This window comes from Shimia marina, from assembly GCF_001458175.1.
Lineage (GTDB): Bacteria > Pseudomonadota > Alphaproteobacteria > Rhodobacterales > Rhodobacteraceae > Shimia > Shimia marina.
In genome coordinates, this window is record NZ_CYPW01000013.1 from 1 (window position 1) to 26,529 (window position 26,529).

The 26,529-nt window shown below is 55.5% G+C and carries 28 protein-coding genes; 12 read left to right on the forward strand and 16 right to left on the reverse strand.

All coding sequences use genetic code 11. From position 1 onward, the window contains the following. Positions 1 to 116: 116 nt before the first annotated feature. From SHM7688_RS07390 to SHM7688_RS07410, 5 genes are read left to right on the forward strand one after another with little or no spacing between them, the layout of a single operon-like run. On the forward strand, positions 117 to 566 hold the full coding sequence (locus SHM7688_RS07390; protein ID WP_144432521.1) for a hypothetical protein: 450 nt from the start codon (positions 117 to 119) through the stop codon (positions 564 to 566). Further along, entirely contained in the window at positions 490 to 1,326 is an 837-nt protein-coding gene (locus SHM7688_RS07395) for a hypothetical protein (protein ID WP_149687331.1), read from the forward strand. The genes SHM7688_RS07390 and SHM7688_RS07395 overlap by 77 nt, the downstream gene beginning before the upstream one ends. Positions 1,327 to 1,351: 25 nt before the next feature. Beyond that, positions 1,352 to 1,966, forward strand: a complete 615-nt coding sequence (locus SHM7688_RS07400; RefSeq protein ID WP_058239306.1) for a glutathione S-transferase family protein — start codon at positions 1,352 to 1,354, stop codon at positions 1,964 to 1,966. Positions 1,967 to 1,968: 2 nt separating this feature from the next. Continuing rightward, on the forward strand, positions 1,969 to 2,544 hold the full coding sequence (locus SHM7688_RS07405) for a hemerythrin domain-containing protein (protein ID WP_058239307.1): 576 nt from the start codon (positions 1,969 to 1,971) through the stop codon (positions 2,542 to 2,544). Continuing rightward, positions 2,537 to 2,983, forward strand: a complete 447-nt coding sequence (locus tag SHM7688_RS07410; RefSeq protein WP_058239308.1) for an SgcJ/EcaC family oxidoreductase — start codon at positions 2,537 to 2,539, stop codon at positions 2,981 to 2,983. Before SHM7688_RS07405 ends, SHM7688_RS07410 begins: the two co-directional genes overlap by 8 nt. Before the next feature lie 131 nt (positions 2,984 to 3,114). Here SHM7688_RS07410 and SHM7688_RS07415 read toward each other — a convergent pair whose 3' ends face one another. Both SHM7688_RS07415 and SHM7688_RS07420 read right to left on the reverse strand, forming a co-directional pair. Next, positions 3,115 to 3,393, reverse strand: a complete 279-nt coding sequence (locus tag SHM7688_RS07415; protein ID WP_058239309.1) for a hypothetical protein — start codon at positions 3,391 to 3,393, stop codon at positions 3,115 to 3,117. A gap of 170 nt (positions 3,394 to 3,563) precedes the next feature. Further along, on the reverse strand, positions 3,564 to 4,916 hold the full coding sequence (locus SHM7688_RS07420) for an aminotransferase class III-fold pyridoxal phosphate-dependent enzyme (RefSeq protein ID WP_058239310.1): 1,353 nt from the start codon (positions 4,914 to 4,916) through the stop codon (positions 3,564 to 3,566). A gap of 152 nt (positions 4,917 to 5,068) precedes the next feature. Between SHM7688_RS07420 and SHM7688_RS07425 the strand changes: the two genes are divergently transcribed. The 7 genes from SHM7688_RS07425 (at position 5,069) to argE (ending at position 12,405) form a co-directional block, all read left to right on the forward strand. Beyond that, the gene (locus SHM7688_RS07425) at positions 5,069 to 5,863 is read left to right on the forward strand and encodes a helix-turn-helix transcriptional regulator (RefSeq protein WP_058239311.1); all 795 of its coding nucleotides are present in this window, start codon (positions 5,069 to 5,071) and stop codon (positions 5,861 to 5,863) included. Between the two features lie 321 nt (positions 5,864 to 6,184). After that, entirely contained in the window at positions 6,185 to 7,462 is a 1,278-nt protein-coding gene (locus SHM7688_RS07430; protein WP_058239312.1) for a flavin-containing monooxygenase, read from the forward strand. A gap of 15 nt (positions 7,463 to 7,477) precedes the next feature. Beyond that, a complete protein-coding gene (locus tag SHM7688_RS07435; RefSeq protein WP_058239313.1) occupies positions 7,478 to 7,894 on the forward strand; it encodes a RidA family protein in 417 nt (138 codons plus the stop codon). A gap of 89 nt (positions 7,895 to 7,983) precedes the next feature. Then, entirely contained in the window at positions 7,984 to 8,658 is a 675-nt protein-coding gene (locus SHM7688_RS07440) for a DUF1028 domain-containing protein (RefSeq protein ID WP_058239314.1), read from the forward strand. 15 nt (positions 8,659 to 8,673) lie between these two features. Further along, positions 8,674 to 10,170: an aldehyde dehydrogenase gene (locus tag SHM7688_RS07445; RefSeq protein WP_058239315.1), complete on the forward strand. Its 1,497-nt coding sequence runs from the start codon at positions 8,674 to 8,676 to the stop codon at positions 10,168 to 10,170. A 25-nt stretch (positions 10,171 to 10,195) separates the two neighbouring features. Next, positions 10,196 to 11,140, forward strand: coding sequence for a LysR family transcriptional regulator (locus SHM7688_RS07450; protein ID WP_058239316.1), 945 nt, complete (start codon positions 10,196 to 10,198; stop codon positions 11,138 to 11,140). A 116-nt stretch (positions 11,141 to 11,256) separates the two neighbouring features. Further along, on the forward strand, positions 11,257 to 12,405 hold the full coding sequence (argE, locus tag SHM7688_RS07455; RefSeq protein ID WP_058239317.1) for an acetylornithine deacetylase: 1,149 nt from the start codon (positions 11,257 to 11,259) through the stop codon (positions 12,403 to 12,405). Here the strand turns inward: argE and SHM7688_RS07460 are convergent. From SHM7688_RS07460 to SHM7688_RS07525, 14 genes are all read right to left on the reverse strand, one after another. After that, positions 12,395 to 13,429: a histone deacetylase family protein gene (locus tag SHM7688_RS07460; protein ID WP_058239318.1), complete on the reverse strand. Its 1,035-nt coding sequence runs from the start codon at positions 13,427 to 13,429 to the stop codon at positions 12,395 to 12,397. The two genes, argE and SHM7688_RS07460, sit on opposite strands and share 11 nt — an antisense overlap. Before the next feature lie 72 nt (positions 13,430 to 13,501). Continuing rightward, on the reverse strand, positions 13,502 to 14,539 hold the full coding sequence (locus tag SHM7688_RS07465; protein WP_058239371.1) for an extracellular solute-binding protein: 1,038 nt from the start codon (positions 14,537 to 14,539) through the stop codon (positions 13,502 to 13,504). Positions 14,540 to 14,558: 19 nt separating this feature from the next. Then, the gene (locus SHM7688_RS07470) at positions 14,559 to 15,368 is read right to left on the reverse strand and encodes an ABC transporter permease (protein ID WP_058239319.1); all 810 of its coding nucleotides are present in this window, start codon (positions 15,366 to 15,368) and stop codon (positions 14,559 to 14,561) included. A 3-nt stretch (positions 15,369 to 15,371) separates the two neighbouring features. Beyond that, positions 15,372 to 16,301, reverse strand: a complete 930-nt coding sequence (locus SHM7688_RS07475; protein ID WP_058239320.1) for an ABC transporter permease — start codon at positions 16,299 to 16,301, stop codon at positions 15,372 to 15,374. Further along, positions 16,301 to 17,416: an ABC transporter ATP-binding protein gene (locus tag SHM7688_RS07480; RefSeq protein WP_058239321.1), complete on the reverse strand. Its 1,116-nt coding sequence runs from the start codon at positions 17,414 to 17,416 to the stop codon at positions 16,301 to 16,303. The genes SHM7688_RS07475 and SHM7688_RS07480 overlap by 1 nt, the downstream gene beginning before the upstream one ends. 393 nt (positions 17,417 to 17,809) lie before the next feature. Continuing rightward, the gene (locus SHM7688_RS07485) at positions 17,810 to 18,583 is read right to left on the reverse strand and encodes an ABC transporter ATP-binding protein (RefSeq protein ID WP_058239322.1); all 774 of its coding nucleotides are present in this window, start codon (positions 18,581 to 18,583) and stop codon (positions 17,810 to 17,812) included. Further along, positions 18,580 to 19,641, reverse strand: a complete 1,062-nt coding sequence (locus SHM7688_RS07490; RefSeq protein WP_058239323.1) for a FecCD family ABC transporter permease — start codon at positions 19,639 to 19,641, stop codon at positions 18,580 to 18,582. The genes SHM7688_RS07485 and SHM7688_RS07490 overlap by 4 nt, the downstream gene beginning before the upstream one ends. Positions 19,642 to 19,698: 57 nt before the next feature. Then, the gene (locus SHM7688_RS07495; RefSeq protein WP_058239324.1) at positions 19,699 to 20,853 is read right to left on the reverse strand and encodes an ABC transporter substrate-binding protein; all 1,155 of its coding nucleotides are present in this window, start codon (positions 20,851 to 20,853) and stop codon (positions 19,699 to 19,701) included. Between the two features lie 132 nt (positions 20,854 to 20,985). Beyond that, a complete protein-coding gene (locus tag SHM7688_RS07500; protein ID WP_058239325.1) occupies positions 20,986 to 21,681 on the reverse strand; it encodes an RraA family protein in 696 nt (231 codons plus the stop codon). Then, positions 21,678 to 22,373, reverse strand: coding sequence for an alpha/beta fold hydrolase (locus tag SHM7688_RS07505; protein ID WP_058239326.1), 696 nt, complete (start codon positions 22,371 to 22,373; stop codon positions 21,678 to 21,680). The genes SHM7688_RS07500 and SHM7688_RS07505 overlap by 4 nt, the downstream gene beginning before the upstream one ends. A 184-nt stretch (positions 22,374 to 22,557) precedes the next feature. Continuing rightward, positions 22,558 to 23,517, reverse strand: coding sequence for a cupin domain-containing protein (locus SHM7688_RS07510; protein WP_058239327.1), 960 nt, complete (start codon positions 23,515 to 23,517; stop codon positions 22,558 to 22,560). Positions 23,518 to 23,733: 216 nt separating this feature from the next. Further along, a complete protein-coding gene (locus tag SHM7688_RS07515) occupies positions 23,734 to 24,723 on the reverse strand; it encodes a nuclear transport factor 2 family protein (RefSeq protein WP_058239328.1) in 990 nt (329 codons plus the stop codon). Between the two features lie 4 nt (positions 24,724 to 24,727). Next, positions 24,728 to 25,765, reverse strand: coding sequence for a LacI family DNA-binding transcriptional regulator (locus SHM7688_RS07520; RefSeq protein WP_058239329.1), 1,038 nt, complete (start codon positions 25,763 to 25,765; stop codon positions 24,728 to 24,730). Continuing rightward, the gene (locus tag SHM7688_RS07525) at positions 25,765 to 26,529 is read right to left on the reverse strand and encodes an SDR family NAD(P)-dependent oxidoreductase (RefSeq protein ID WP_058239330.1); all 765 of its coding nucleotides are present in this window, start codon (positions 26,527 to 26,529) and stop codon (positions 25,765 to 25,767) included. Before SHM7688_RS07525 ends, SHM7688_RS07520 begins: the two co-directional genes overlap by 1 nt.

Below are 26,529 nucleotides of genomic sequence, written 5' to 3' on the forward strand. Positions count from 1 at the left end.
TCGTCCGAAAATCTGCGTTTCATTGTCCATCCTTTGCTTGGACGGATTACTAACATCTCAATGGCCCGATTTCAGGGGGCTGGGTCAACCAGTACCAGCCCGAAGAATATGTGCTTGTGATCAACAAGGAACGTGACGCCGATCTGATGCGCGTGGCCGATCTGGCGACCGCATCAACCAGCGAAGGTTTGTCAGAACCAGTACTCTGGGGGGATGCCGGAGTGGAAACCACATCGCGCCCGCTCGGTGCGGTGTTGCAAGCGGATGATCAGGATGAACAGTATCTTCTGACACTGAAGCGGAACCTCGACACCGGCGATGTGGATCTCGTGTCTTACCGCAAGGGGGCATACTTCCGCCTGAATGACTTTGTCAGCGAATACAACTTCCCGGACTACGCCTATTCCGAAGAGCAGGAGTTTTACCGCACCTTCCAGAACCTTTTGAAGGTGGATGCAGGCTATCCAGATCTGCAACGGTACCATGCAGATGCGAAGCCTGATTGTATCAGCGGGCGCTGCACTGGCCGGTTTTATATCGGCCAGCGCGACCGCACATGCCTGTGAGAGCGGCACAACACCCACGGCATATGTGGAACAGGTCTACCCAACAGCGGAGGTTTTGCCTGAGAACCTGCTGCGCTTTTATATCTATTTCTCTGAACCAATGGCGCGAGAGTGGATATGGAAGTCAGTTGTTCTGCTGGACGCCAGTGGCGCGGTTGTTCCCGGTGCCTTCATCGAGAATAAATTTGATCTCTGGTCGCCAGATGACCGGCGTCTGACAGTGCTTTTTGATCCGGGTCGTGTGAAAACAGGGCTTGTGGCTCACAACACATTGGGCCGGGCTCTGGAGGCTGGCGAGAGTTATACCCTAAGGGTTGATGTGGGTGCGGAGGCACGCAGTGGCTGCGCTATGAGCCGCGCATACAGCAAGACCTTTGGCGTTGTTGAGGCTGACTTTGCGGTGCCAGACCTGGCCGACTGGCAGATCTTCGCGCCGTCAGCAGGTTCCAAAGACACCCTGCGCGTGGTCCTTGATGGCCCAACGGACCACCTGTCACTGGCCTACAGAATTCGGGTCAAGGATGCGCAAGGCAATCTGGTCCGTGGCGCTCTGCGCTTAGGCGACGAGGAGCGGGAATGGCTATTCACCCCCACAGCACCTTGGGCCGGCACTGCCTATCACCTCGAAGTCAACACAACACTGGAAGACATCGCTGGAAATCGCCTGACCGGATTGTTTGATCGCCCTTTGGTGACGGACGGCTTTAGCGAACCGAGCGGGGCGGTGGAAACGCTGTCATTCACCCCACGCCCAAACTGAAATTACACACAAAAGGACGACCAAAGTGAAACTCTACTACGCCCCCGGAACCTGTGCCCTTGCCCCTCATATTGCACTGGAATGGATAGGTGCTTCTTATGAGGCAGAACGTGTTGAGTTGGGCTCTGAGGATTATCTGAAGATCAATCCACTTGGCATGGTGTCCGCGCTGAAAGATGGCGACCACCGGATCATGACACAGGCAGATGCGATCCTGAAATACATTGAGATGTCATTCCCGGATGCAGATCTCGGCGTTGCCAAAGATCCGCTCAGCCAGTTTGAGCTAGATGAGGCATTGGCCTTTCTGACAGGCGATTTCCACCCGGCCTTCTGGCCCTTTTTCTCAGCTCCCCGATTTACGGTGAGCACGGAAGACAGCGCGATCAATGATGTGCGCGAGGCGTCCTTTGCCCGCATTGATCGGGTGATGACCCACCTTGAGGCACTTCTGAAGGATGGCACATATGTGGTCGGCGGCAAGCGCACCATTGCGGATCCCTATGCTTTTGCCATGACCCGCTGGACAGCGCACACCCCCAAACCTTGGCAAGACTACCCTGCTGTGAAACGCTTTATGGAAACCATGCTGGACGACAAAGGCGTGCAGAACGCGATGAAAGCGCAAGGATTGAGCTAACCATGACGCCCTATGACTACAACGCCCGTCAATACCATGTTGCGACACGTGACATGGTGAGCACGGAACTGTTGCAGGGCATCTTTCCTGCGGATCGTGCCACTTGGGACGACGATCCGCAGTTTCTGGGCTGGCCTGCCCATCTGCAACGACTGCACGCCGCAATATCAGAGGCCAGCGCGCGGTTGGTTGGTGGATTAGAGGCTGTGCTAGATGAGCCCGAAGGCAGTGTGCAGGAGGTGATGGGGCTGAGCGGCATGAACAGACTGGGCCTTGATCTGGTCGGTCACGTCCATGCGCATCACAGCTTTGAGGACAGCAATGTGCTGCCGGGGTTTCTTGACCGATTTCCCCAGCTCGTACAGGCGATAGACCTGCTGGAAAACGATCACAGCTACCTTGATCAAGCGCTGGACCAATCCGAGTTGGTATTCGCACGCCTCAATGGTGAAGGCACTTCGAAGGTAGCGGTGGCGGAAGCGCTTAAGCAGGCCGAGGCGCTCAAAAAGATATTGCATCGGCACACCTATGATGAAGAGGATATCCTGATCCCTGCAGTTCTGAGCGCCTATGGCTGACACACCCGAAGATATCCCACACCTCTTTGCCAAGGCCTGGAATGCACGAGACGCCCACGCGCTTGCCTCCCTCTTTGTTGAGGATGCAGATTTTGTGAATGTGGTTGGGCTTTGGTGGCACAACCGAGATGACATCGCGCGTGCGCATCACTATGGGCTCACAACCTTTTTCCAAAGCTCCGAGATTTCACCGCGACGCATCAAGGTGCGGCAGGTCAGTGATGATATCGCCATCATCCACACGCGCTGGCGACTGCAGGGCCAGCTTGGCAAAGAAGGCGAACAACTCAACACGCGTTTTGCGATTATGGTGTTTGTCGCAGAGCGACAGCGCTCTGGTTGGGCTGTTTTGGCTGCGCAAAACACCGATATTGTCCCAGGCGCGGAAACCAACACGATCAGCGACGGAACGATGCGAGCCGCAGATTATCGAAAATGAGACGGCCTTGGACAGGGCTTGCTCAATCGCACCTGATAATGATTGTTGAGTGCCGGCAAGTTGCCAAACTGCGATTCAAAATCATTTCACTGCGCCCCTACAGATTAGCCAGCTTATCAAGGTGCATGAGCCTAAGTGCACCAGCTCTTGGCTGAACGCCTATGTAAAACCACAAGTTCTTCAGCGGTTTTTGATCGCAAGAAATTTGTTTCGAAGACAACCATACCACGGCTGACAAACTGATCCTTGTGCACATTTGCTTTGGCTTCCGTAACAAATGGATGTTCGGAGACCAGGCAGTCTTGCACCCTCTTGGAAACGATGTAGCCCTGCAGATCCATATCGATCGTCTGAAATTGCAGCGTTTGGCCAGTTTGACTGGTGAATGTAAAATTTGCTGGGATGGCCATGCCAAACTCACAAAGTCTTCTTGCACTGACCTGCCCCCCGAAACCTCCCGCACTTTAATGTAGAGTTTGCTCAACCTTTTGAAGGAGTAAACGAATGCGGAAGACCGCCCTTCAATCGATTTATGCGACAAAGCGCCCGGGAGCAGTTAGCGCCCCCGGAAGTGTTTGGCTTAGAGACCTGCAGCGACTTCGGTGATGGCGTCGCGCAGGGTGCTTTCGATTTGATCAATCATGGGGGCATCCATGATCAGGGTCGGAGACAGGATCAGGACATTGCCAAGAGGACGGGCAATCAGGCCGCGTTTCTGGCAGGCGCGAGCGACTTTGAGACCAACTTGGGCCTCTGCTGGGTGGCTTGCTTTGGTCGCGCGATCCTTAACAAATTCGATCCCCATCATGAAGTGGCTGCCGCGCACTTCGCCAACCAGTTCGATATCCATCAAACCTCGCAGGTTGTTCTCGAACTGCTTACCAGTTGTCTGCACTCGTTCAGGAATGCCTTCACGTTCCATGATGTCGATATTAGTCAGACCTGCGGCGGCAGCGGCTGGGTGACCGGAATAGGTCATCCCATGCAGGAACATTCCATCAGGGCCTGAGATCACCTCGTGAATATCATCGGACACAATGGTTGCAGACAGCGGTTGATAGCCAGATGTCAGGCCTTTGGCAGTGGTGATAATGTCTGGCACCATTCCAAAGACATCTTCTGAGGCAAAGAAGTGACCAAGACGGCCAAAGGCCGTTACCACCTCATCGGCCACATATTTGATGTCATTGGCCTGGCAGATCTCCCATGCGCGTTTGTGGTAGCCCGCTGGCGCGGTTACAACTCCACCTGCACCTTGAATCGGTTCAGCGATGAACGCGCAGATGTTTTCCGCGCCGATGCGCTCAATGCTTTGTTTCAGATCGTCAATGAGGGCGTCGAGAAATTCGACTTCGGTCATCTCCCCGCCTTCGCGCCAGTGATGTGGTGAACGCAGGTGGTGCACCAGTTCGCTGGCAGCGTGCCAACCTTCAGAATAGCCCGGAGTCGTCATTGCCATCGCAAGGTGCGTGGAGCCGTGATAGGCACCATGCCGGGACAGAACCAGCTTCTTGTTCGGCTTGCCTTTGCGAATGTTGTAATGGTGCAGCATACGAATGGCACTGTCATTCGCGACCGAGCCGGAGTTGCCAAAATAAACGGCATTCAGATGCCCAGGTGCGAGTTGGGCGATTTTCTCGGCCAGAGCGGCAGCCGCTGGGTGTGTGAAGTTGTAGAAGGTCGAGTAGAAATCGAGCGTCTGAAGTTGGTTGGAAATCGCGGAAACCATTTCCTCATTGCCGTGACCGATATTCACGCACCAAAGCCCACCGATCCCGTCAATCAGCTCGTTGCCTTCACTGTCGTAGACATAAGCTCCCTTGGCTCGGGAAATCACAGTGCGGGCGCCTTGTTGTTTCAGCGCGTTCAAGTCAGCAAAGGACTGAATCAAATGCGCGTCCTGTGCAAGAATGTCGTTTGTATCTTTGGCCATAGTAAACCCCTTTGTTTTCTTGGTGCAATTCCGACAGGGAGGCGCACCGTGCATCGTAGCAGGCACTGGCACCCATATCGTATACCACTCATTTTCACAATTTATGTTACTTTCCTGATTTTGAGGGGTATATACCCCCAGAGGGGTACACTATGACTTTGTCTGTTTACGCATCAGATGCCTTGGCTGCTGCAATTCTTGCAGTTGGGACAGATAAATTCAGCGAAGCATTGCATCGCTGGATGGGGGCGGCATGTGTCTTCGATAATATCGCGATCATCGCGTTTTTCCAAAGCTGCGGGCCACAGGTCTTGATGACACATGCTAGAGACAGCCGCGTTTTTGAACGCATCGACAGCCACTATGTCAAAGGTGCCTATATGCTAGATCCATTCTATGGGCTGCACCAAAAACAGGCGGCAGATGGCGTTCACAGGCTCACCGAAGTTGCCCCTGACCAGTTCCAGCGGAACGAATATTTCAAATCATACTACGCCAATACCACCTTGATTGATGAACTCGCTTTCTTTTCCAGACTGTCGTCTTCGAGCTCGATCACAGTTTGCATCGGTCGAGATGCCACGACCGGTTCGCGATTTTCACCAAAAGACTACATGACTGCCCAGAACATTGCTCCTGTAGTGAATGCTTTGGTCAAGGCAAATTGGTCTGGTCTCACCTCCGAAACGCAAAGTGAACCAGAAGACATCGTTGAACACCTGCGCCAAAGACTGTCAGTCGATCAAAGCATCAATCTAAGTCCACGACAGGCTCAGGTAGCGCTATTGATTTTGCAGGGTCATTCCTCGATTTCAATTGGTCTGACGCTGGGTATCAGCCCCCAGACGGTGAAGGTTCTGCGCAAACAATTGTATCGTAAGTGTCAGATCTCTTCACAGGGAGAGCTCTATTACCTCGTCGCACCCTATTTGTCTGAAGCCGGGTAAATATCTGGGTCGCAACCAGAAATCCAATCTGGTTAGTCGCAGCCTAATTAGACGTAAGTTAGACAGTAATTTTACTCATTCCGAACTTGTGAAACCTTAGCTGCGAAACGTGCAAAGCGTGCTGTTGCGGCACCGAAAGCGTCAATTCGAACGGGGGGATACCTCGGGGCCGGTCACCGAAAGGATTGTGCGCCAAAGTCCGAGCTGTGGACCCTCAAGATGATTGCCTGATTGCGACCTCGTGGCCCCAAGCAGCACAAAACACATCAAAGCTTTGACCCAATGAGGTCAACGCAAGACGCAGACATAGGAAAGCGACACATGGCCATCGAGAAAACGGATACGCTGGTTGTTGGTGGTGGACAGGCGGGTATCGCGCTCAGCGAGCACCTTGGCGACAACAATGTGCCACATATCATTCTGGAGAAGAACCGCACCGCCGAAGCATGGCGGACGGGGCGATGGGATGCGCTGGTTGCGAATGGTCCTTGCTGGCATGACCGTTTTCCCAGCCTTGAATTCGAAGGCGATGATCCAGATGCATTTGTGCCAAAGGAACGCGTAGCTGATTATCTGGTAGAATATGCCGAGATGATCCAAGCTCCGATCCGCGAGGGTGTGGAAGCGCTGAAGGCTGAACGTCTTCCGGGCAAAGGTGGTTTTAAGGTGGAAACATCCGCTGGTGAAATTCACGCCAAACGTATCGTTGCGGCTACTGGCGCATTTCAGCATCCGGTTATCCCACCAATTGTACCTGAAACAGCGGGCGTCACTCAACTTCACTCGTTCTATTACAAGAACCCAGAGCAATTGCCTGAAGGTGCTGTTATGGTTGTCGGCGCCGGGTCTTCTGGGGCGCAGATCGCTGATGAGCTGAACCGTGCGGGCCGCAAGGTCTTCCTCTCTGTTGGACCACATGACCGTCCTCCACGCCGCTACCGTAGCCGTGATAACGTCTGGTGGCTTGGCGTTCTGGGGCTCTGGGACATGGCTGCTCAGAAGCCGGGCACAGAGCATGTGACCATCTCGGTCAGCGGTGCGCATGGCGGCCACACGATGGATTTCCGTCGTCTGGGCAATGAGGGTGTGACCCTTACAGGCATGACCCAGAGCTTTGAGAACGGCGTGCTGAGCTTTGCTGATGATCTGCAGAATAATGTTGCAGCCGGGGATGCTAACTATCTTGATATGTTGGATATGGCGGATGCTTATGTGGAAGGTATGGGACTGGATCTGCCAGAAGAACCAGAAGCGCGCGAAGCTTTTGCCGATCCGTACTGTCTGACAAACCCGCTGACTTCGGTCGATTTTGCCAAAGAGAGCATAGCCACCATTATCTGGGCCACTGGGTTCCGTCAGGACTTCAGCTGGATCAAAGCGGATGCCTTCGACGGTAATGGCGTCCCTATCCACACGCGCGGGGTTTCGAATGAACCCGACATCTACTTCCTTGGTCTGCCATGGCAGTCACGTCGCGGCTCTACCTTCATTTGGGGGGTATGGCATGACGCGAAGTATGTCGCCGATCAGATCGCGATTCAGCGTGCATACGCAGACTATGAAGGCGAGGCAGCCATCATCGCACCGGCAGCAGAATAAACACAGGACTTCGAAATGGCGCACACACGCATTCGCAAATTCAATACTGCAGAGACTTATCCGGAACAGAATCTAGACAACGACCTGTGTCAGGCTGTTGTTACTCAAGGGGGGAAAACTGTTTACTTGCGCGGTCAGTGCCCACAAAATCTAGATGATGCGGTTAACATCGACAGCCATGATCCTGTCGAACAAACCCATAAGGTGATGCAGAATATTAAGCAGCTGATCGAAGAATGCGGCGGCTCGATGGAGCATCTGGTCAAAGTTGTCGTCTACATCACCGATGTTCGCCACCGGGAAGCGGTTTATCGCACGATGGGTGAATATATCAAAGACGTGCATCCAGTGTCCACAGGGTTGGTGGTTCAAGCCCTCGCTCGCCCGGACTGGTTGGTCGAAATCGACGGCACCGCTGTCATTCCAGATTGATCCTTCTCTGATCAATCGAACATACCGGATAGCGCCTCTACTTCTCCCCAAGAGGTGCGGTCCGGTAACTGTGTTTTTAGGAGAGCATAATGACTTTTTCTTTGGTTGCCCGCTGCGCTGAGACTGGGATGTTTGGCCTGGCGATTTCTTCTTCTTCACCTGCGGTTGCAGCCCGCTGTTCATTTGCTCGTGCAGGTGTGGGTGCTGTAGCTTCACAAAACGTAACCGACCCCAGCCTAGGTCCGCTAACACTTGATCTTATGGGACAAGGTAAATCTGCGGGAGAAGCTATTGAGGCCATAAAAGCGCAGGCAAAGTTTATCGAGTACCGTCAGGTTCTCGCAGTGGACACGAACGGGCTTTCGGCAATTCACTCTGGCCCGAACAGCCTTGGCATATGGACCCAAGCTCAGGCTGAAAACGTCGCTTCAGGTGGTAACCTTTTGGACAATGACGAGGTGCCACAGGCGATTGTCGATGGGTTCCTGTCATCAACAGGTCACATCGGTGACCGCTTGATCGCTGCCATGCGTGCTGGTTTGACTGCAGGCGGTGAAGCAGGCCCGGTTCACTCTGCGGGGATGAAAATTGTCGATAAAGTCAGTTGGCCCGTGGCTGATCTGCGCTGTGACTGGACCGAAGACTGCCCCATTGAAACGATTGCGACGGCTTGGGACGTCTACAAACCACAACTGGACGCCTATATCCAGCGTGCCTTCGACCCGCGCGGGGCACCTTCTTACGGCGTACCAGGCGACGAATAATCAGGGAGAAATTCCATGTTGGACTACACTTACGAAGATTGGAAAAGCCGCGCTGATGCTCTATCCTTTCGCGGACAGGCCTTTATCAACGGCAAATTTGTTGATGCCGCATCGGGTAAGACCTTTGATAGCATCAACCCGGCCACTGGCGGTGTTCTGACTGCGGTTGCAGAATGCGACGAAGAAGACATCAATCGCGCTGTCGCTGCGGGTCGCACCGCGTTTGAGGGTGGACGCTGGTCTCGCATGGCGCCAGGGGATCGTAAGGCTGTCATGCTGAAACTGGCAGATCTGATCCGCGACAATCTGGAAGAGATGGCACTGCTGGACAGTCTTGATATGGGTAAGCTGGTCACCGACGCGGCTACAATCGACGCACCGGGATCTGCACATTTTTTCCAATGGTACGCTGAAGCCATCGACAAAGTGTATGACGAGGTCGCGCCAACGGGTCCCGGAGATCTGGCATTGGTCAGCCGTGTGCCTCTGGGGGTTGTCGGTGCCGTGACGCCTTGGAACTTCCCTCTGGATATGGCCACATGGAAAGCTGCCGCAGCTCTGGCCGCAGGCAACTCGGTTGTATTGAAACCAGCGGAGCAGTCGCCTTTGTCAGCCCTGCGCCTTGCAGAACTGGCCGCCGAAGCAGGCATTCCAGAGGGGGTCTTCAATGTCGTACCCGGCTTTGGTGTGACCGCTGGTAAAGCGCTGGGATTGCACATGGATGTGGATTGTCTCGCATTCACGGGGTCAACAGCCATCGGTAAGATGTTTATGCAGTATGCGGGGCAATCCAACCTGAAACAGGTCTGGCCGGAAACCGGAGGCAAAAGCCCAAACTTGGTGTTTGCGGATTGCGAGGATCTGGACGCCGCTGCTGACATGGCTGCCTTTGGCATCTTTTTCAATCAGGGCGAGGTCTGCTCGGCCAACTCGCGGCTTTATGTGGAACGCTCAATCAAAGACGCATTTGTCGAAAAGTTGATTGCCCGGGCGCAGGCTACGCAGCCAGGTGATCCGTTGAATCCGGCATCCAAAATGGGTGCGATTGTTGATGAAAAGCAAACTCAAGGCATCATGCGCTTTGTGGAACAGGGCAAAACCTCTGCCAATCTGGTGATAGGTGGCGAACGGGTCACCGTCGATGGTAAAGGTTGCTTTGTGCAGCCAACCATTTTTGATGACGTTGCGCATGACAATCCACTGGCCCGGGACGAGATCTTTGGCCCGGTTCTTTCGGTCATTCCCTTTGACACCGAAGAGCAAGCCGTGACCATGGCCAATGACTCGATCTACGGGCTGGCGGCATCGGTCTGGACTGACAACCTGTCCCGTGCGTGCCGTGTGTCTGACAAACTTATGGCAGGCACGGTTTCTGTAAATACAGTGGATGCCCTGTCTGCAATGACCCCATTTGGCGGCATGAAGCAGTCAGGCTTTGGTCGCGATTTGTCATTGCATTCGCTTGAAAAGTATACTGCTTTGAAGACCACATGGATCAAGTACAAGGCTTGATCCGTGCAACCACGGAGACGCGCCTTTGCCTTTCAGATATACGCTGCGACAGCTTGAGTACTTTGTTGCCGTCGGGAAGGCTGGAAGCATCGCCGCTGCCAGTGACCAACTCAATGTATCGTCGCCGTCCATTTCGGCGGCGATTACTCAGTTAGAGGTCGAGTTTGGCGTGACGCTTTTTGTACGAGAACACGCGCGTGGTTTGACACTGACGAAAGCTGGCCACAGGTTTATGGAACGCACAGAGTTTGTGTTGCGTGAAGCAGAATTGCTGGCGACGCTGGCAGGGGAGATCACCGGAAAGGTGCAGGGTATCCTCTCGGTGGGCTGTCTGGTGACATTTGCGCAAATTATCCTGCCGGGGCTGCGGCGGGATTTTGAACGCGATTATCCAGAGGTGCGGATCGAACAGCGAGAGCTTAATCAGGCCGATATCTTCAGCCAGCTACGCCGGTCAGAGCTGGATGTTGCCCTGACCTATGATCTGGATATTCCTAATGATCTGGAGTTTCAGCCGCTGCATGATCTGCCGCCCTATGTGGTGCTTGGGGAACATCACGCGCTCGCAGATCGCAGCGCACTGACGATTGACGACCTGCGGGATTTTCCTATGGTTCTGCTAGATCTGCCTTTCAGCGCTGAGTATTTTCTGTCGTTTTTCAGTGAAGCTGATTTCAAGCCCAACATCGCAGAACGTACCGCGGATATGTCGGTCATGCGCTCTCTGGTCGCCAATGGTTACGGATTTTCGATAGCCAACATTCGCCCTTTGAATACTTTGTCACCGGATGGCAAGAAACTGATGTGCGTGCCTTTGGTTGGAGATGTGCGGCCCATGCGCCTTGGGCTGCTGCGCGCACGCGCGGAGAACGAGACCAACACGCTCAAAACCTTTGTTTATCACTGTGCGAAAGCGGTTCGGTCGGGAACCCTTCCGGGGCTGCACGCTATGCATGATCAGACACATTAGCGATCTCCTAAGCTCTGCTTCGTCATTCCCAGATTTAAGTATTGGCACCGTTGTATAGAATTTGACCATCGCATCCCGCCGAGCGTGGATTGACCCGAAAAACAGGGATAATTCTGATGCCATCCACTCTGGATATCCTCGATAAGCTGATCGCCTATGATACGGTCAGCAAGAATTCTAATCTCGAACTGGCCGCTTATGTCGAAGACTATCTACAGGCGCGCGGCTTTATAGTTCATCGCATCACCGATCCCGGAGGCGAAAAGGCTGGACTTTATGCCGAAAAAGGCCCTGACGGTGACGGTATTCTGCTTTCGGCGCATACGGATGTTGTCCCTGTAGAGGGGCAGAATTGGACGAAAGATCCGTTTCGACTGACCCGTGATGGGGAGCGTATCTATGGTCGTGGCACCACAGATATGAAGGGCTACGTGGCTTCGGTCATGGCTTTGGCTGATCGTGCCGCCGACGTTGCGCTGCGCGAACCGCTTAAGATTGCATTGTCTTATGACGAAGAGGTCGGCTGCGTCGGTTTGCAGCATATGCTAGACCGCCTTGCACCAATGCTTGGGCAGCCACGTGCGTGTTTTGTTGGTGAGCCTACCGAGATGCAGGTGGCCGTTGGGCACAAGGGTAAAGCGGCGCTTCGGGCCGTTTGCCACGGTCAAAGCGGGCATTCGGCATTGGCACCGAAGTTTGTAAATGCCCTGCATCTCGCAAATGATTTCATGTACGAGCTACGCGCCTTGCAAGAGTTCTATGCCACAAGTGGGAATAGCGATCCGGCGTATTCGGTGCCATATTCGACGTTCCACGTCGGGATGATGTCTGGGGGGCGTGCGCTGAATATCGTCCCTGACACTGCTGAACTTACCTTTGAATATCGTCACCTCGCTTCTGATCTTGGCAAAGACATCCTGACGCGCATTCAAGCAGCAGCGGATAAGGTGAGCGCGCGTTACCAGCACCTCTGTTCTGAAGCGCGTGTAGAGGTTGAGCAATACAATGCTTATCCGGGGCTGGATGTCGCGGAAACGGATGGCATTGTGCCTTATGCTCAAAAGCTTGCCCAAAGCAACGCAACCACAAAGGTTGCCTTCGGGACCGAAGCAGGGTTTTTCAGCGAGCTGGGCATACCCACAGTTGTTTGTGGACCCGGCTCAATGGAAGGGCAGGGACACAAGCCAGATGAGTATCTTGCTATCGCCCAACTTAACGCCTGTGACGCGATGATGGATCGTATTCTGGAGGAGCTCAGGCATTGACCTGTTCGAACCCTTCCAACACATTGACCGCGTTCACGCCGATTTCGTCCACATCATAGCCGCCCTCCATCACAAATTGCGTGGGCAGGCCCAGTTTTGCAATGTCGCCGCCCATGGTCAGAAAGTCATCAGATTTGAGTTTGAAAAAGCTGATGGGGTCGTTTTCAAACGTGTCCACGCCCAAGGAAATGATAAGAGCATCTGCGCCGAAGTTTCGCACCTTTTCCAAACCGACCCTCAGCGCGTCGCGCCAGATTCTAAAGGGGGTTCCGGCGGGCATTGGGATATTCAGATTATACCCTTCACCTGCACCTTTGCCGGTTTCATCCGCGTGGCCCAAGAAATAGGGAAACGTCTCTAGTGGATCGCCATGCAGGGATACAAACAGAACATCCTCCCGGTTATAGAAAATGTCTTGCGTTCCGTTGCCGTGATGGAAATCGACATCCAGAATGGCCACCCGCGCCGCGCCCTGATCCAACAACGACTGTGCTGCAATGGCGGCATTGTTCAGAAAACAGAACCCGCCATAGCTGTCGGCAAAGGCATGATGGCCTGGTGGGCGGCACAGAGAAAACACGCCTGGGGCGCCCGCCTGCAAACGCGCGGCCCCTGTGAGCGCCACTTGAGCGCTGGCATAGGCGGCCTGCCACGTGCCTTGGGTCAGGCTGGTTTCGACAGAATTGGCGTAAAAACCCAGCTTACCTTCGACAAAGTTCGGGCAGGTCTGGGCCATGCGCCGAACGGGTAGGGCGGTGGGCATAGCTTCGCCTTTGAACCCTGCGGTGGTCCATTCGCCCCAAATAGTTTGCAAAAAGTTGACAAACCCGGCGTCGTGGATGGTATGGATCGGGTCCAGCCCAAAATCTTGCGGGTCTGATACTGGTCCAAGCTGTCGTTTTTTGATACGCTCCAGCACGTATTCGGCGCGGCTGGGTTTTTCATGTGGGGCGATCAACTCTCCGCCGAAGAACTCTGTTTTGGCGTCCCGCAGCCGGTGTTGTTCCGAAAAGATGGTTTCCATGGCCAGCCCAGTGTCTCAAACTTATAAAAAGCGGGCCACGCATTTGGCATGGCCCGTGTCAAATGGATCTGATTATTTCTTCAGTTCGGTCCAGATCTTGTCATAGACCGCTTGGGTCTGTTCGTCACAAACCTCGATGAAGACGCCGGGTCCTGCAGTTTCTGGAGGATTGTTTTCAGGTTGCGCCAGCAGATCGGGATCGAGGAACTCAGATGTTCCGGTCAGGCCATTGTTGTAGCGTGCAAAATTGGACACAGCTGCGATATTCTCAGGCTCCAAAAGGAAGTCCATGAACTTCAACGCGCTGTCCCGGTTCGGTGCGTCTTTCAACAACACGACACTGTCCATCCATGCCACATAGCCCTGGGTGGGAAAGGCGTATTCCACCGATGCCTTTTCCTGACGAGCCTTGGCGGCAAATCCGTCATAAATCATGCCGACATCCGCATCGCCGGAGACCAGAACCTCTTTGGCGGTATCTGAGTTGAACGAGGCCCAGTGCTGCTTGGCTTCTTGTAGCATGGCGTTGAGGGCTTTCAACTGCTCACGATCCGTGGAGCATTGTGGAATGCCCATGTGAATGGCAGCCAGTGCCATCACCTCGCCTTGGCTATCGAGCACATTGATGCGTCCTTGTAGCTCGGCCGGTGGGTTGAACAGAATATCGGTGGTCTGAATGTCACCATCATAGGCGTCGCGATTTACCGCAAAGCTGGTTGAGCCCCATTGATACGGGATCGACGAGGCGCGACCGGGGTCAAAGCTTGGATCAGACCAGTCCGGTGAGATATTGCCTTTGTTCTTCAGCTCACCCTCAGCAATGGTGTCCAGCATACCTTCGCCGGCCATGATCGCCACCATGTAGTCGCCGGGAACCGATACGTCATATGTCCCGATGCCGCCTGCTTTCAGGGAAGCCAGCATCGCTTCGTTGGAGTCATAGGTGTCCATGGTGACCGTGATGCCGGTCTCAGCTTTGAACTTGTCCAGCAATTCTTGGGGCATGTACTCAAACCAGTGGTACAGAACCAGTTCGCCTTCGGCAGTTGCCGCATTGGCACCAATGGTCAGGGCTAACGCAGCGACACCGCTTTTCATCATATTTTTCATGTATGTCTCCATCTGTTGGTTATTTTGTGTTGTCGGATTTACTGACGAAATAGCTGATGGTGACCATTACGATAGACAGGCTCAGCAAAAGGGTCGAAATGGCCATGATGTTTGGTTTGATGCCTTGTTTGACCGATCCAAAGATTGCCGTTGGAAGTGTCTCGACACCTGCACCTTTCACGAAGTTGGTGATGATGAAGTCATCAAGGCTCACGATGAAGGCCAGTAGGAAACCTGAAATGATTCCCGGCATCATGAGGGGCATAAGGATCTTGGTGAAGGCTTGTCGCTTGGTCGCGTAGAGATCAAGTGCGGCCTGCTCATAGCTGTCTTCAATGCCCTGCATTCGCGCCGAAATCGGCAGGTAGGCAAAAGGGATACAAAACGCGATATGGGCCAACAGGATGGTCAGAAGGCCACGCTGAAACCCAATCGAGTTGAAGAAGATCAGGGTCGCAACCGCCAAGACGATCTCGGGCACCATCAGTGGCAGGCTGATCAATCCAAAAGATACGGGACGTAGTCGGAAGCGTCCGCCGCGTACCATGCCCGTCGCAGCCAGAGTGGCGATGGCTGTGGCGGTCGTGGCGGCAATGATCGCAATGACAAAGCTGTTCCATGCGGCGGTTTTGAACTTCGCACTTTCTGGCCCGGAGAAGACATCCACATACCAACGCAATGAGAGACCTTCCCAATTGGTCAAAGACTGTGAGGCGTTGAAGCTGTAGATCGTAACCACAACCAAGGGCGCATAGAGTATGATCAGGCACAGCAGTGTGATGCCTTTGAAGCCAGTATAGGACTTGATGTCGAATTGCTTGCTTGCCATCGGTCAGCCCTCCGCCTTGTCAGCTTTTGCTTGTTGACGCGCCGAGAACATCAGGATGATCAACACCATACTCAGCAAGATCATTGATGCGGCAGCTCCGAACGGCCAATTGCCAGCGTTGCCCTTAAACTGTTCTTCAATCAGAGAGCCGATCATGAAATTCTTGGCCCCGCCCAGCAGGTCAGGTGCAAGAAACGATCCCATCGAAGGCACAAAGACCAGAATGCAGCCTGCGATAACACCGGGTTTGATGGCCGGGAGCACAACGCGACGCAGCGTGGTCAATTTCGAGGCGTAGAGGTCTGCTGCCGCTTCCGAAAGCGAGAAGTTATAGCGCTCAACCGCCGCATAGATCGGCAACACCATGAAAGGCAGGTAGGAGTAGAACAGCCCAAGTTGCACTGCGAAGTTGGTATTAACGATATGCAGAGGGCTGTCGATCAGGCCAATATTGATCAGGAAATCATTCAATGGCCCCTGATCGCGCAGCAGGAACTTCATGGACACGGTGCGGATCAACAGGTTGACCCAGTAAGGGATCGTGATCAGGAACACCCAGACCGGGCGCATTTCCTCGGATCGAGTGGCGATGAAGTAGGCTGTTGGGAAACCAATCGCGAGGCTCAGCAGTGTTGCTACACCTGCCTGCCAGATTGAACGCCAGAAGATGGAAATATAGGTCCATTCGAGCTTGGGTGGTTCGTCTCCGAACAGGCCACGATCAAAAAAGAACTGATCATAGGCCGACAGGGAAAATTCCCAGATCACACCGCCCCGAAACTCCTTTGTCAGAAAAGAGTAGATCAACATCATGATCACGGGTGCCAGCACGAGAATGCTGAGCGTTACCCATGATGGCAATAGCAACCATGTCCGGGCTTCTTTATAGGTATCGGTTGTCGCGCTGCCGCCGCTTGTTGCACCTGCTGCCATCAGTCAGCCAGGAGGCGGCCCGCCCCCAGCTCCATATTGACGTACATTTCAGTGCCCGGTTCAAAGATACGCTTGTTGCCGCGATCTGAGTTCGAAGTGCGAACGACAAAATCTGGACCGTCCTGTAGGTCCACGATGGTGGTGATGTCTGTTCCGACAAAGATGTTCTCTTTGATCCGCCCTTTCAGGCTTTCGGTTTCAGCTGGATTCTCAGACATAAAGAGGCGTTCGGGCCGGATCGACATATGTACCTTGGACCCGATATCGACCCCTTCGACCGCGTTACAGGTCAATTCGTGTCCGCCACCCAAGTGACAAACAGCTCGCCCATTGTTAATCGCGTCAACCGAAACTTCGAGCAAGTTGGTCTCGCCAATGAAATCCGCAACAAACATATTATGTGGGCGTTCATAGATATCTGTGGGCGACCCCAGTTGCTGCATTTCACCTGCTGACATGACCGCAATACGGTCGGACATGGTCAACGCCTCTTCCTGATCGTGTGTCACAAAGATGAAGGTGATCCCGGTTTCGCGCTGCAGGTGCTTCAATTCAAGCTGCATGGCCTTGCGAAGCTTCAGATCAAGTGCTGAGAGCGGTTCGTCCAGCAGCAGCACTTTTGGCTGGGGCGCCAGCGCACGCGCGAGCGCAACGCGTTGCTGTTGGCCCCCTGAGAGTTGGCTAGGCTTGCGGGCAGAGAATTGGGAAAGCTGTACAAGTTCCAGCATCTCACCAGCCTTAGTGCGGGCTTCGGACTTTGATTTGCCCCGCATCTCCAAGCCAAAAGCCACATTGTCCAGAATAGTCATATGCGGAAAGAGCGCATAGTTCTGGAAAACCGTGTTCACGGGGCGTTTGTTTGGGGGCAGGTTCGCGATTTCATCACCAAAGAGGTAGATGGCCCCTTCTGTCACGGCCTCAAATCCGGCGATCATGCGTAGCAAGGTGGTTTTGCCGCAACCGGATGGTCCCAGAAGCGTGAAAAACTCATTGTCCATAATGGACAGTGAGATCGTCTTGAGCGCTGTGAAGTCTCCATAACGTTTGACCGCGTCTCTTACATCGATTGCGATCTGTTTATTCTCAGCCAATTTGGCCTCCCCGAGGTGCCGCATGTTCTACCATGGGTATATCCGGGCGCTGCCACCTGTCTAAGAACGGACTTCCTCACTTTATCTTAGGTACAACCTAAGTACTGATTTTTGTGTTTAATATCAGTTTTTTACGTGGTTTTTTATCATTCACTCCGCGTGGCGATTTTGTGGGCTTAAACACCAATGGGTCCAATTCGGGCAGTTTAAAAAAGGCAAATTGTCGATCCGAATTGATCCACCGCTCAGCTTGAAAAAAACAACGGCACTTCCACAGCTAGATCTGCTGCTTTAAGCAGCGGCTATTGTACCCCTGTCTTCTATGCTGTTGTATTTTTGGCCGTGGGCCCGGCCCATATCGCGCAGACAGATGTCTACCTGAAGTGTCTCGTATAGATGTCGCAATCCGCGCAATGGTCACGCGGGCAACCTGGCATCTACATAAAGCGCGCCGCGCTCGGTGCGCGCCAAATCTGTTTCCACGCGATACGTGTGGCCAATTTCTGGCAAGGCGAGGATCCGATCTGGTGGCCCATCGGCAAGAATGACCCCATCCCGCAACAACACCAGCCGGTCACAGAATTTCGCCGCAAGGTTCAGATCATGTAGAGCTGCGATGACAACTGGCTTGCGACGTAGCATCTCGCCGCGGATTGATGTCATGATGGACAGTTGGTGATGCAGATCCAGGGCACTGGTCGGTTCATCCAGCAAGATGACATCCGGCGCACGTACAATTGTTTGCGCAACAGAAACCATCTGCGCCTGACCTCCGCTCAAATCCGCGATGCCGCGGTCTGACAGATGGGCAAGTTTCAGAGCGTGAAGTGTTTCGGCCACCCGATCAAGATTGTCAGATTTTACCCGCCAGCCGCTGGTTTGTTTCAACGCCAGCAAAACGCTTTCAAAGACGGTCAGCAAGGCGTTGCAGCCAAAGGCCTGCGGCATATAGGCGACCTTCTGTGCGCGGTCTCTCCGACCCATCCCAGCAATGTCGTTTCCGTTTAAGCTGATCCGCCCGGCAGTTGGCGTGATCAATCCGGCCAGCGTTTTAAAAAGCGTGGATTTGCCGGAGGCATTTGGCCCAATCAAACCGACAAATTCGCCGCCTTTCAGGTTGGGAACGGAGACGTCATGTAGAATTTCGACGCGGCCGTAGCCTGCTTTTAAGTTCTCGATATTTAGGGTCATGACAGTTTCTCTCGCCGTGTTCCGAGGATGATCGAGATAAACACGGGTACGCCGATCAATGAGGTGATGATGCCAATGGGATATATGATGCCCGGTGTGATGGATTTGGAAATCACCGAGGTCAGTGACAGCACAACCGCGCCAACCAATGCTGAAAGGGGTACAAAAAACCGCTGATCCTCGCCGACAATAAGCCGCGCGATATGCGGGCCGACCAGCCCGACAAACCCCACCGTGCCAACAAAGGAAACCGCCGTGGCCGCCAGAAGTGACACACAGATCAGCATCTCAACCCGCAGGCGCGCCACATCCACACCCATGCTTTCCGCTGTGGCCTCGCCCATGCGCAGCGCGGTCATGGGCCATGTGCGCAGCAGGCTGAAGGGAATGGCCAGGCCAAGCAGTAAAACGCCAATGCTGATCTTTTCCCAGCTGGCACGGCCAAGCGAACCCATCATCCAAAACACAATGCGCGCGATCTGATCTTCGGAGGCCATATATTGCATCAGTGCCAAAAGCGCCGAAAAAGTGAAGAAAATCGCAATGCCAAACAGGATCATGGTTTCTGATCCGACACCCTTCAGCCGGGTGGCCAACAGGATAAACCCACAGGTGAGCAGGGCAAAGACAAAGGCATTGATGGAGACCAGCAATGGGCCGACGGCGGGTATGATGCTGAAGCCCAAAACAATTGCCAGTGAGGCACCAAAGGAGGCGGCAGCCGAGACCCCTAGGGTAAATGGCTCGGCAAGCGGGTTGTTTAGAATTGTCTGCATCTGCGCGCCAGCCACAGCCAGCAATGCCCCAACAATCACGGCGGTGATGGCCACCGGCAGGCGATAATCCCACACAATCACCTTGAGCCGCACGCCGTTCGAAAGCGGATCTGTCAGAACCTGCCACACCGTTGACAGGCTGTAGTTTCCCGGCCCGGTGGCGATATCCACCAGAAAGCTCAGCAGAAGGATGGCGGCAACGACGAAGATCATGCCGTAGCGCCGCGCGGTTTGAGACGCATAGGACCGTCGCATCTCTGAGACGTATATATCGATTGTCATGGGGAATACCTTAAAGATGTTCGGGCCCGCCAAGGCGGGACCGAATTTTTGGCGGTGTTACATACCAGAGTTCAGCGTGCCCCAGAAAACGCCGGAGTATTCAATCGGCAGGAACTTCTCATGCAGCTCTTTCATGGTCGCCTCTGGATCCACATCGGCAAACAGCTCTGGATGTGCCCATTTGGCAAAGGCCTGCATCGCCACAAAGTGGTAAGGGCTGTTATAGAACTGATGATAGACGGAGTGGAAACGACCGTTTTTCACCGCAGACAGCTCTGGCCAGCCTTCGCGTGCCGCAAGACCTGCAAGGCGGTCCTGAACGGTTGCGTCATCCGCCTCATAACCGAACAGAACTGCGATGGTGTCTGGATTGGCTTCAGACCAGTTTGCACCTGTGCCGATGATCACAGCAGGGTCATCCGCAAACAGCGCTTCAAGGCTGACTTTGGTTTTGAAACCTGGGAATTTCATTGACCCCCAATTGCGCCCGCCGGCCAGATCCACCAAACGTCCAAGATTGGCCGCGCCATAAGTGGTGCAACACTTGGACGGGTTATAGCCAGCCGCGTTTTCAATAAAGACAATCGGGCGATCTTCGACCGGGATCTGCGACACGCGGGAATAGATCAGCTTGGTTTGCTGCTGATAGAAATCGGAGAACGCGTCAGCCTGATCCCGTTTGTCAAAAATTCGCCCCATCAGCTGGATGCTGGGGATAGAGTTTGCGGTTGGATCTTGGCGGAAGTCCACAAAGACGGTGGCCACACCCGCCTCTTCCAATTTTTCGATAATGTCGCTTTCCTGCGCCTTGAGCAGGTTGCCGAGGTTCATGAACACCACTTCGGTGCCCAGAGAAATCACCGCCTCAAGGTTCCACTCATCGGCATAGGGGCTGCCAAAGCTGGGGAGGTTCTTGATCTCGGGATAAGCGGCCAGATACTTGCGGTAAGCATCTGGGTCATAGTTGATCATGTCGTCTTTCCAGCCGACGACACGCGCAAATGGATTTTCTTGGTCCAGAAGTGCGATCGAATAGATCATGCGGCCTTCGCCGATCACAACTTTAGATGGGTTTTTTTCGACTTCGACAACGCGGCCTGCGATGTCGGTCACTTTGATGGTCTCTGCAAGGGCGATCGTGGCGGACGCAAAAGAAAGCGTGAGTGCTGCGGCAGCGGAGCAAAGACCCCGCGTCAGATTTTTGACGGTCATAGGTCTCTCCTTATTTCAGCGGCAGCAGGTGCCGCTCGCATGCGTAACTAATAATAATTGACTAAATTTGTCAAACTACTAGCGAGCTGCAATAGGTGAGGCTTATACGACTTACGGTTCTTTGCTGACTGTCTATGTGCGGGCCGCTTCAAAAGCCTGCCAGGCTGCCTCAAACTGTTCAAAATCAAAGCCTTCCTTGCGGGCGGGCTCCAGAACCAGTTTTTCGGTTTCTAGCAGTTTGAGGATGGCGGCTTCCAGCATTGGAATGACATCTTCGGGAATGACCAGCGCGCCGTGGCGATCGGCGTGGACCAGATCACCGTCCTGCACCGCCATGCCAAAAACCTCAACCGGGGTGCCCACCTCGCGCACATGCACAAAGGCGTGGCTGGGGCCGATGGAGCCTGCGACCACTGGAAAGCCCTCAGGCAGATCTCCAAGGTCGCGCATCACGCCGTTGGTGAGCGCGCCAGACACGCCTAAGCCCTTGTGAACATTTGTGTTTATCTCCCCCCAAAATGCGCCGACGGCATTGGGATAATCGAGATCTTGGACGACGGTGACACGGGGGGAGGGGCCTTCTGACATGTGTTTGTAATAGGCCATGCGGCGGGCGCGGATCACATCCGGGGCCTCTTGTGAGGGCTCCTGTGCGGCGATTTTGGCGGTGCGGGCGTAGCCGACCATGGCACCCTCTTCGGGGGCGGAGCAGAGCATGGTGCCCCGGGTGAACTGGGCAAAACCGCGCTGACCCTGTGCCACTTCAATGGCGTTACAGACGGTTGGTGTGTCGACAGATTGCAGGAGTTTGAGCAGGGAAGGGGTCATAGGGTTTCCAACCATGTTGTGAGCGCCGCTGTGGTGGCCTGAGGCTGTTCCAATGTGGGCAGATGACCCGCATCCGGCAGCACGGTGAGGGTGCTGTTGGGCAGCAGCTCATGCATAAGTTCGTGGCGCGCCACAGGGCAGAGGCGATCTTGTTCCCCACAGAGCACAAGCGCAGGATTGTCAAAGTATTTCAGCGTCTCGGTTTGATCAGGACGGTCGCGTAAGGCAATGGATTGGTTGATAAAAACCTGATCGCCCAGCGCCAGGGCCATATCTTCGCAGATCAGCTCCAGCGTGGCCGCATCCGAGCTTTCCGCAAGATAATGCGGGATCATCTGATCGCGCATCACATCGCGCAGCTCACCGTTTCGCACCATCTCGATCTGCGGGCCGCGCTTGGCTTTCACAGCCTCCAGTTCGGCCAGCGGGTTGGTGTCCATCAGGGCCAGACCGGCCACCCGTTCGGGCGCCAAACGGGCCACTTCCATGGCGAGAATGCCCCCCATGCTGAGGCCAGCAAGGGCAAAGCGGGGCGGGGCGTTTTGCAGCACATCCTGCGCCAGTTCGGTCATGGTGGCAAAGCCGCCAATGGGCGCAACAGAGACCATATGGCGCGCGGACAGGGCGGCAATTTGGGGGGCAAATAGCCGAGCATCACACATCATGCCGGGCAAGAAAACGATGGGTGTCATTGGCGACAGTCCTTCTAAAGCGCACGGGGAGGGCGGTGCGTTAAACACTTGCGCATCGTGCCAAAACCACCTGTCTGTATTACGTCGGTATTGCGTCGGTATTGCGGAGGTGTCATTTTCGGCATCTCGCTGTTAACTTTTGCGGCTGTTGCGTGGCGACCGTTGCGCCGCGCAAGTCCTTTCGTTAACCGACCCACGTCGCCCCGGCGGGGTCATTGGTTGCGGTGATGCGGTAAAGCCCGGCCTCACCTGTCATGGAGGGTGCGACGCTGTAGCTTTCGCCGGGCATGGTCAGAGCGGTGTCCCCGGCGGAGAGGGTGACCTCTACGTCATCAATCTTGATGCGCCAGTGGCCGCTGGCGGGCATCAGCACCACGGGCTGATCGGTTTTGATCTGCTCGGTCACAGCAGAGCCACGGGTGAGGAAATCCACCTCAAAGCCGGGCTTGTCTTTGATCATGGCATCTTCGCCAATCACCTTGGCGGGTTTGCTGGATCCCAGCGCCATCAAATCCCAATAGCGGGCGACATATTTGCCAACCACATCCTCAACCGGCACTTCGGGGTAGGCTTTCAGCTCTTCCTCAGACAGCAGCGGCATGGCGCGCACATTGTGGGGGAGCTCCTGCCCTTTCTTGCTGTCATAGAGCACGCCGTTGTCGCCCAGCATCAGGCCGTGGGCCTGTGCGTCCTCGATCACCTGCGGCGCCCATGTGACGCCGCCACCAGCGTCGTCGCCGCCAAGGATCGACATGATCATGCCGTAGTCCTGACCGACGTTTTCAAAGCCGCGGAAGATGCCGGTGGGAATGTTAAAGATGTCGCCTTCTTCGGCGATGAATTCACCGGCGGTGCCATAGCGGCCCCAGAAGAAGCGCCAGCGGCCTTTGGCCACAAAAAACACCTCGGCGGTGGTGTGGCTGTGCAGGGAGTTGCGGCATTTGGGCGGCTGGCCTGCGGCGCCGATGTTGAAGCCGATCTTGTCGGTGATGTGGACGTGCTGATCGGGGGATTCCGAGACACCGCCACCGACGATGGTGAAGTTCTCTTTCTGATCAGAGCCCGGTGTGTGGGCGTCAATGAAGGCAGTTTTGCAGGGTTGCAGCTCGCCGTAGCGGACGATGCGGGATTGGATGGTGCTCATGATGTGTCTCCGTTTGTTTGAGCCCCGCGCCCAGATGATCGATCGGGCGGAGGCGTTTGAGAGGGCGCGGTCCCGGCTCAAGGCCGGGACGGGGCGCGCACTCCGGGAGGACGGTTGTTCAAACGTCGGGCACGCAGAGAGGCGCGGTGTGCATGAAAGCGCCGCGCCGCCTGTGTGGCGTTGCGATATGAGTTTTTACCCTGCACCAAACGCGCCCTACAGCTCGCCGGTGTGCAGCAGGATCTGTTTCCAGATCGCGGTTTCGTCAAACAGGGTCCATTCGCGGCGCAGGCGGATGTCGCCGCCGATCAGCTCACCCCATTCCGCGTGGCTGATGCCGAGCACATAGAGATCGGCCCCTGTGGGTGCGCCAAGCGCGCCCCAGCCGTCGTGTTTGCCATGCAGGCTCCAGCGGATCGCGGAGCGAGGCGGCATGTTAGGATCGTCGCGGCCGATCTGGTGGTGGATGGTGAATTTTGCCGAGGGGAGAGAGGCGCGCAGGGACATCCAGAAGCGTTCGACCGGATCCCAGCTGTGGCCGGTGGCCCCGCCGGGATATTCGCTTTGCACCGCGCGATTGTAGTGCCGTTTGATCGCCGCCATATCGGCATCCATCATCGAGGTCAGCAAGTCGGCGTGGCGCTGGCCCCACGCATTGTCGTTGCCGGTGCCCTTGTAAGGGCCGTCGATGTCATTGGCCGGGGTGAAAGGTTTCACGCAGGCCTCGTGGCCGCCTTCGCGGGCAATCAGATCGCGGGCGAAGTCTTTGGGATCCCAACCCATCTGGCGCACCACCGCGCCGTTGTCGCGGATCAGCCATTCATCGTCGATGGCGTTGTTCTTGGCGTGGCAATCCGCGAGAATGCGGTAGGTGAGCTTGGTGCCGGTGGCCTTGCCAAAGACGCCATCGCCCAGATGGGTCGCGGTGGACATAATCCGGTGGCTGGAGAGCATGCCCTCCTCTGGTGTGCCCGACCAGATCACATCTTCGCCCAGCAGCGTACGATCGGGAAATTCCGCCAATGTTGCCATGGTGGCGCCAATCACGCCCGCGTTGCCGCGCGACACAGAGCCGGGCATGCGCACCGCCACATCCGGGGCGTAGTAATCATGCAAAGTGGCCATGCCACGGTCTTCCCAAATCTCTTTGGTGATGCCGATGATGTAGTCGGGGAAGTCCTTAAACTTCGGGTCAAAGCCTTGCATGGGGTTATCCTTCTTGCGGGGGCCAATTGGCAGGCAGGCGGGCGGAGCCGCGCACGATCAGCGGGGCCGATATGGAGACCTGGCGGGGGGCTGCGTTGGCGGGATCTTCGATATGGGCGAGCAGAGCGTCCACGGTTTCTGCCACCATCAGATTGGCGCGCTGGCGCATGGTGGTGAGGTCATAGGCCCGCCACGCGGCGGGGGGCACATCGTCAAAGCCGACCACAGAGACATCCTCGGGGATCTTGAGATCAAGGCAAAAGCGCAGCTCGTCCATCACTGCGAAGGCCATGTGATCATTGGCGACAAACACCGCGTCGGGGCGCTTGTCTGCGGCTACGTTGAACATGGCGTGGGCGGCGGCGCGGGCATGATCGGTGTCAAACTCACCACAGCTGCGGGCAAAGAGGCTCTGGCCCAGCTCGGCAAGACCAGCGCGGAAGCCTGCCTCGCGGTCGCGCTGCGTAGACGCCCCTTCCCATCCAGCGATATAGGCGATTTTCTGGTGGCCACCGGCGACGAGGAATTGAGCCAGCTCGCGCCCGCCGGCGAAGTTGTCTGAGGTGACGGAGCTCACACCCTGGGTTTTTTCAAAACGGTTGAAATGCACTACGGGGACATTGGCCTGAATGCATTTCTGCGACAGTTTGGAGGACATGGCCACAGAGGCGGTGACGATGCCATCCACCTGATAATCCAGGATTTCCTGCACCACATCGTCAATCGGGCCTGCGGTGTGTGAGGTCATGAAAACCAGCACGTGATAGCCTTGTTCCTGCAGCGCATTGGAGAGGATTTCCAGCGTCTCCGGGTAAAAGTAATTGTCCAGATAGGCCACAACCAGACCAATGATGCGGCTTTTGCCGGAGACCATGGCGCGGGCCAGCACGTTGGGGCGGTAGCCCAGCTCCTCAGCCGCCTTGCGCACTTTGTCCACGGTTTTCTGGCTCACCGAAGCGCCGGGGGTGAAGACCCGGCTGACCGCAGATTGGCTCACGCCGGCGCGCTCGGCCACTTGCAGGGAGGTGACTTTCTCCGCCATCAGTCGGCCGTCCAGCCGCCGTCAATCAGCATGGAGGTGCCGGTGACCAATGCGGAGGCCTTGGAGGCCAGATAGAGCACCGCGCCCATGATGTCCTCAACCTCACCCACACGGCCCAGTTTGATCTTTTCCGTGATCCAGGCGGCGCGCTCGGGATTGTCAAAGGTCGATTGCGTCAGCGGCGTGCGGATAAACGTCGGGCAGACCGTGTTTATGCGCACCTGTGCAGGGCCCCATTCGATGGCCATGGCTTTGACCATGCCCTCAAGCCCATGTTTGGTGGCGCAGTAGACCGCGCGGTCGATGCCGCCCACATGGCCCATCTGGCTTGAGATATGAATGATCGAGCCGGGTTTGCCCGCCGCGATCATGGCTTTCGCCGCATAAGTCGACAGGAAATAGGCCGCGCGCAGGTTCAATCCCGCAACAGCGTCAAAATCCTCCGGTGTGGTTTCCAGCGCAGGGCCGTGGCGCGCCAGACCGGCGGAGTTGACCACCACATCAAAGGCGCGCTCTGCCATTAGGGTGCCAAGCGCCTCAAGGTCGCTTTGATCGAGCGACAGCGCCTCCGCACTGTGGCCTGCGTCCTTAAGGGCGGCCACCGTGTCGTTGAGTTTGTCCACGCCGCGTGCGGCACAGACCACATGCGCGCCTGCCTCAGCCAGCGCCACGGCGCAGCCCTGACCAATGCCGGAGGACGCCCCGGTGACAAGGGCGGTCTGTCCGGTGAGTGAAAAAGACGGGGTGCGGGGCAAATCGGTCAT

Excerpts from the sequence above, each read along its gene's own strand:
- SHM7688_RS07405 (WP_058239307.1), top strand. The coding sequence starts at position 1,969 with ATGACGCCCTATGACTACAACGCCCGTCAATACCATGTTGCGACACGT.
- SHM7688_RS07515 (WP_058239328.1), bottom strand. The coding sequence starts at position 24,723 with ATGCAAGGCTTTGACCCGAAGTTTAAGGACTTCCCCGACTACATCATC.
- SHM7688_RS07395 (WP_149687331.1), top strand. The coding sequence starts at position 490 with ATGCGAAGCCTGATTGTATCAGCGGGCGCTGCACTGGCCGGTTTTATA.
- SHM7688_RS07525 (WP_058239330.1), bottom strand. The coding sequence starts at position 26,529 with ATGACCGATTTGCCCCGCACCCCGTCTTTTTCACTCACCGGACAGACC.
- SHM7688_RS07485 (WP_058239322.1), bottom strand. The coding sequence starts at position 18,583 with ATGACCCTAAATATCGAGAACTTAAAAGCAGGCTACGGCCGCGTCGAA.
- SHM7688_RS07440 (WP_058239314.1), top strand. The coding sequence starts at position 7,984 with ATGACTTTTTCTTTGGTTGCCCGCTGCGCTGAGACTGGGATGTTTGGC.
- SHM7688_RS07435 (WP_058239313.1), top strand. The coding sequence starts at position 7,478 with ATGGCGCACACACGCATTCGCAAATTCAATACTGCAGAGACTTATCCG.
- SHM7688_RS07520 (WP_058239329.1), bottom strand. The coding sequence starts at position 25,765 with ATGGCGGAGAAAGTCACCTCCCTGCAAGTGGCCGAGCGCGCCGGCGTG.
- SHM7688_RS07490 (WP_058239323.1), bottom strand. The coding sequence starts at position 19,641 with ATGACAATCGATATATACGTCTCAGAGATGCGACGGTCCTATGCGTCT.
- SHM7688_RS07500 (WP_058239325.1), bottom strand. The coding sequence starts at position 21,681 with ATGACCCCTTCCCTGCTCAAACTCCTGCAATCTGTCGACACACCAACC.
- SHM7688_RS07460 (WP_058239318.1), bottom strand. The coding sequence starts at position 13,429 with ATGGAAACCATCTTTTCGGAACAACACCGGCTGCGGGACGCCAAAACA.
- SHM7688_RS07445 (WP_058239315.1), top strand. The coding sequence starts at position 8,674 with ATGTTGGACTACACTTACGAAGATTGGAAAAGCCGCGCTGATGCTCTA.
- SHM7688_RS07475 (WP_058239320.1), bottom strand. The coding sequence starts at position 16,301 with ATGGCAGCAGGTGCAACAAGCGGCGGCAGCGCGACAACCGATACCTAT.
- SHM7688_RS07410 (WP_058239308.1), top strand. The coding sequence starts at position 2,537 with ATGGCTGACACACCCGAAGATATCCCACACCTCTTTGCCAAGGCCTGG.
- SHM7688_RS07415 (WP_058239309.1), bottom strand. The coding sequence starts at position 3,393 with ATGGCCATCCCAGCAAATTTTACATTCACCAGTCAAACTGGCCAAACG.
- SHM7688_RS07425 (WP_058239311.1), top strand. The coding sequence starts at position 5,069 with ATGACTTTGTCTGTTTACGCATCAGATGCCTTGGCTGCTGCAATTCTT.
- argE (WP_058239317.1), top strand. The coding sequence starts at position 11,257 with ATGCCATCCACTCTGGATATCCTCGATAAGCTGATCGCCTATGATACG.
- SHM7688_RS07465 (WP_058239371.1), bottom strand. The coding sequence starts at position 14,539 with ATGAAAAATATGATGAAAAGCGGTGTCGCTGCGTTAGCCCTGACCATT.
- SHM7688_RS07430 (WP_058239312.1), top strand. The coding sequence starts at position 6,185 with ATGGCCATCGAGAAAACGGATACGCTGGTTGTTGGTGGTGGACAGGCG.
- SHM7688_RS07480 (WP_058239321.1), bottom strand. The coding sequence starts at position 17,416 with ATGCGGCACCTCGGGGAGGCCAAATTGGCTGAGAATAAACAGATCGCA.
- SHM7688_RS07420 (WP_058239310.1), bottom strand. The coding sequence starts at position 4,916 with ATGGCCAAAGATACAAACGACATTCTTGCACAGGACGCGCATTTGATT.
- SHM7688_RS07470 (WP_058239319.1), bottom strand. The coding sequence starts at position 15,368 with ATGGCAAGCAAGCAATTCGACATCAAGTCCTATACTGGCTTCAAAGGC.
- SHM7688_RS07495 (WP_058239324.1), bottom strand. The coding sequence starts at position 20,853 with ATGACCGTCAAAAATCTGACGCGGGGTCTTTGCTCCGCTGCCGCAGCA.
- SHM7688_RS07510 (WP_058239327.1), bottom strand. The coding sequence starts at position 23,517 with ATGAGCACCATCCAATCCCGCATCGTCCGCTACGGCGAGCTGCAACCC.
- SHM7688_RS07505 (WP_058239326.1), bottom strand. The coding sequence starts at position 22,373 with ATGACACCCATCGTTTTCTTGCCCGGCATGATGTGTGATGCTCGGCTA.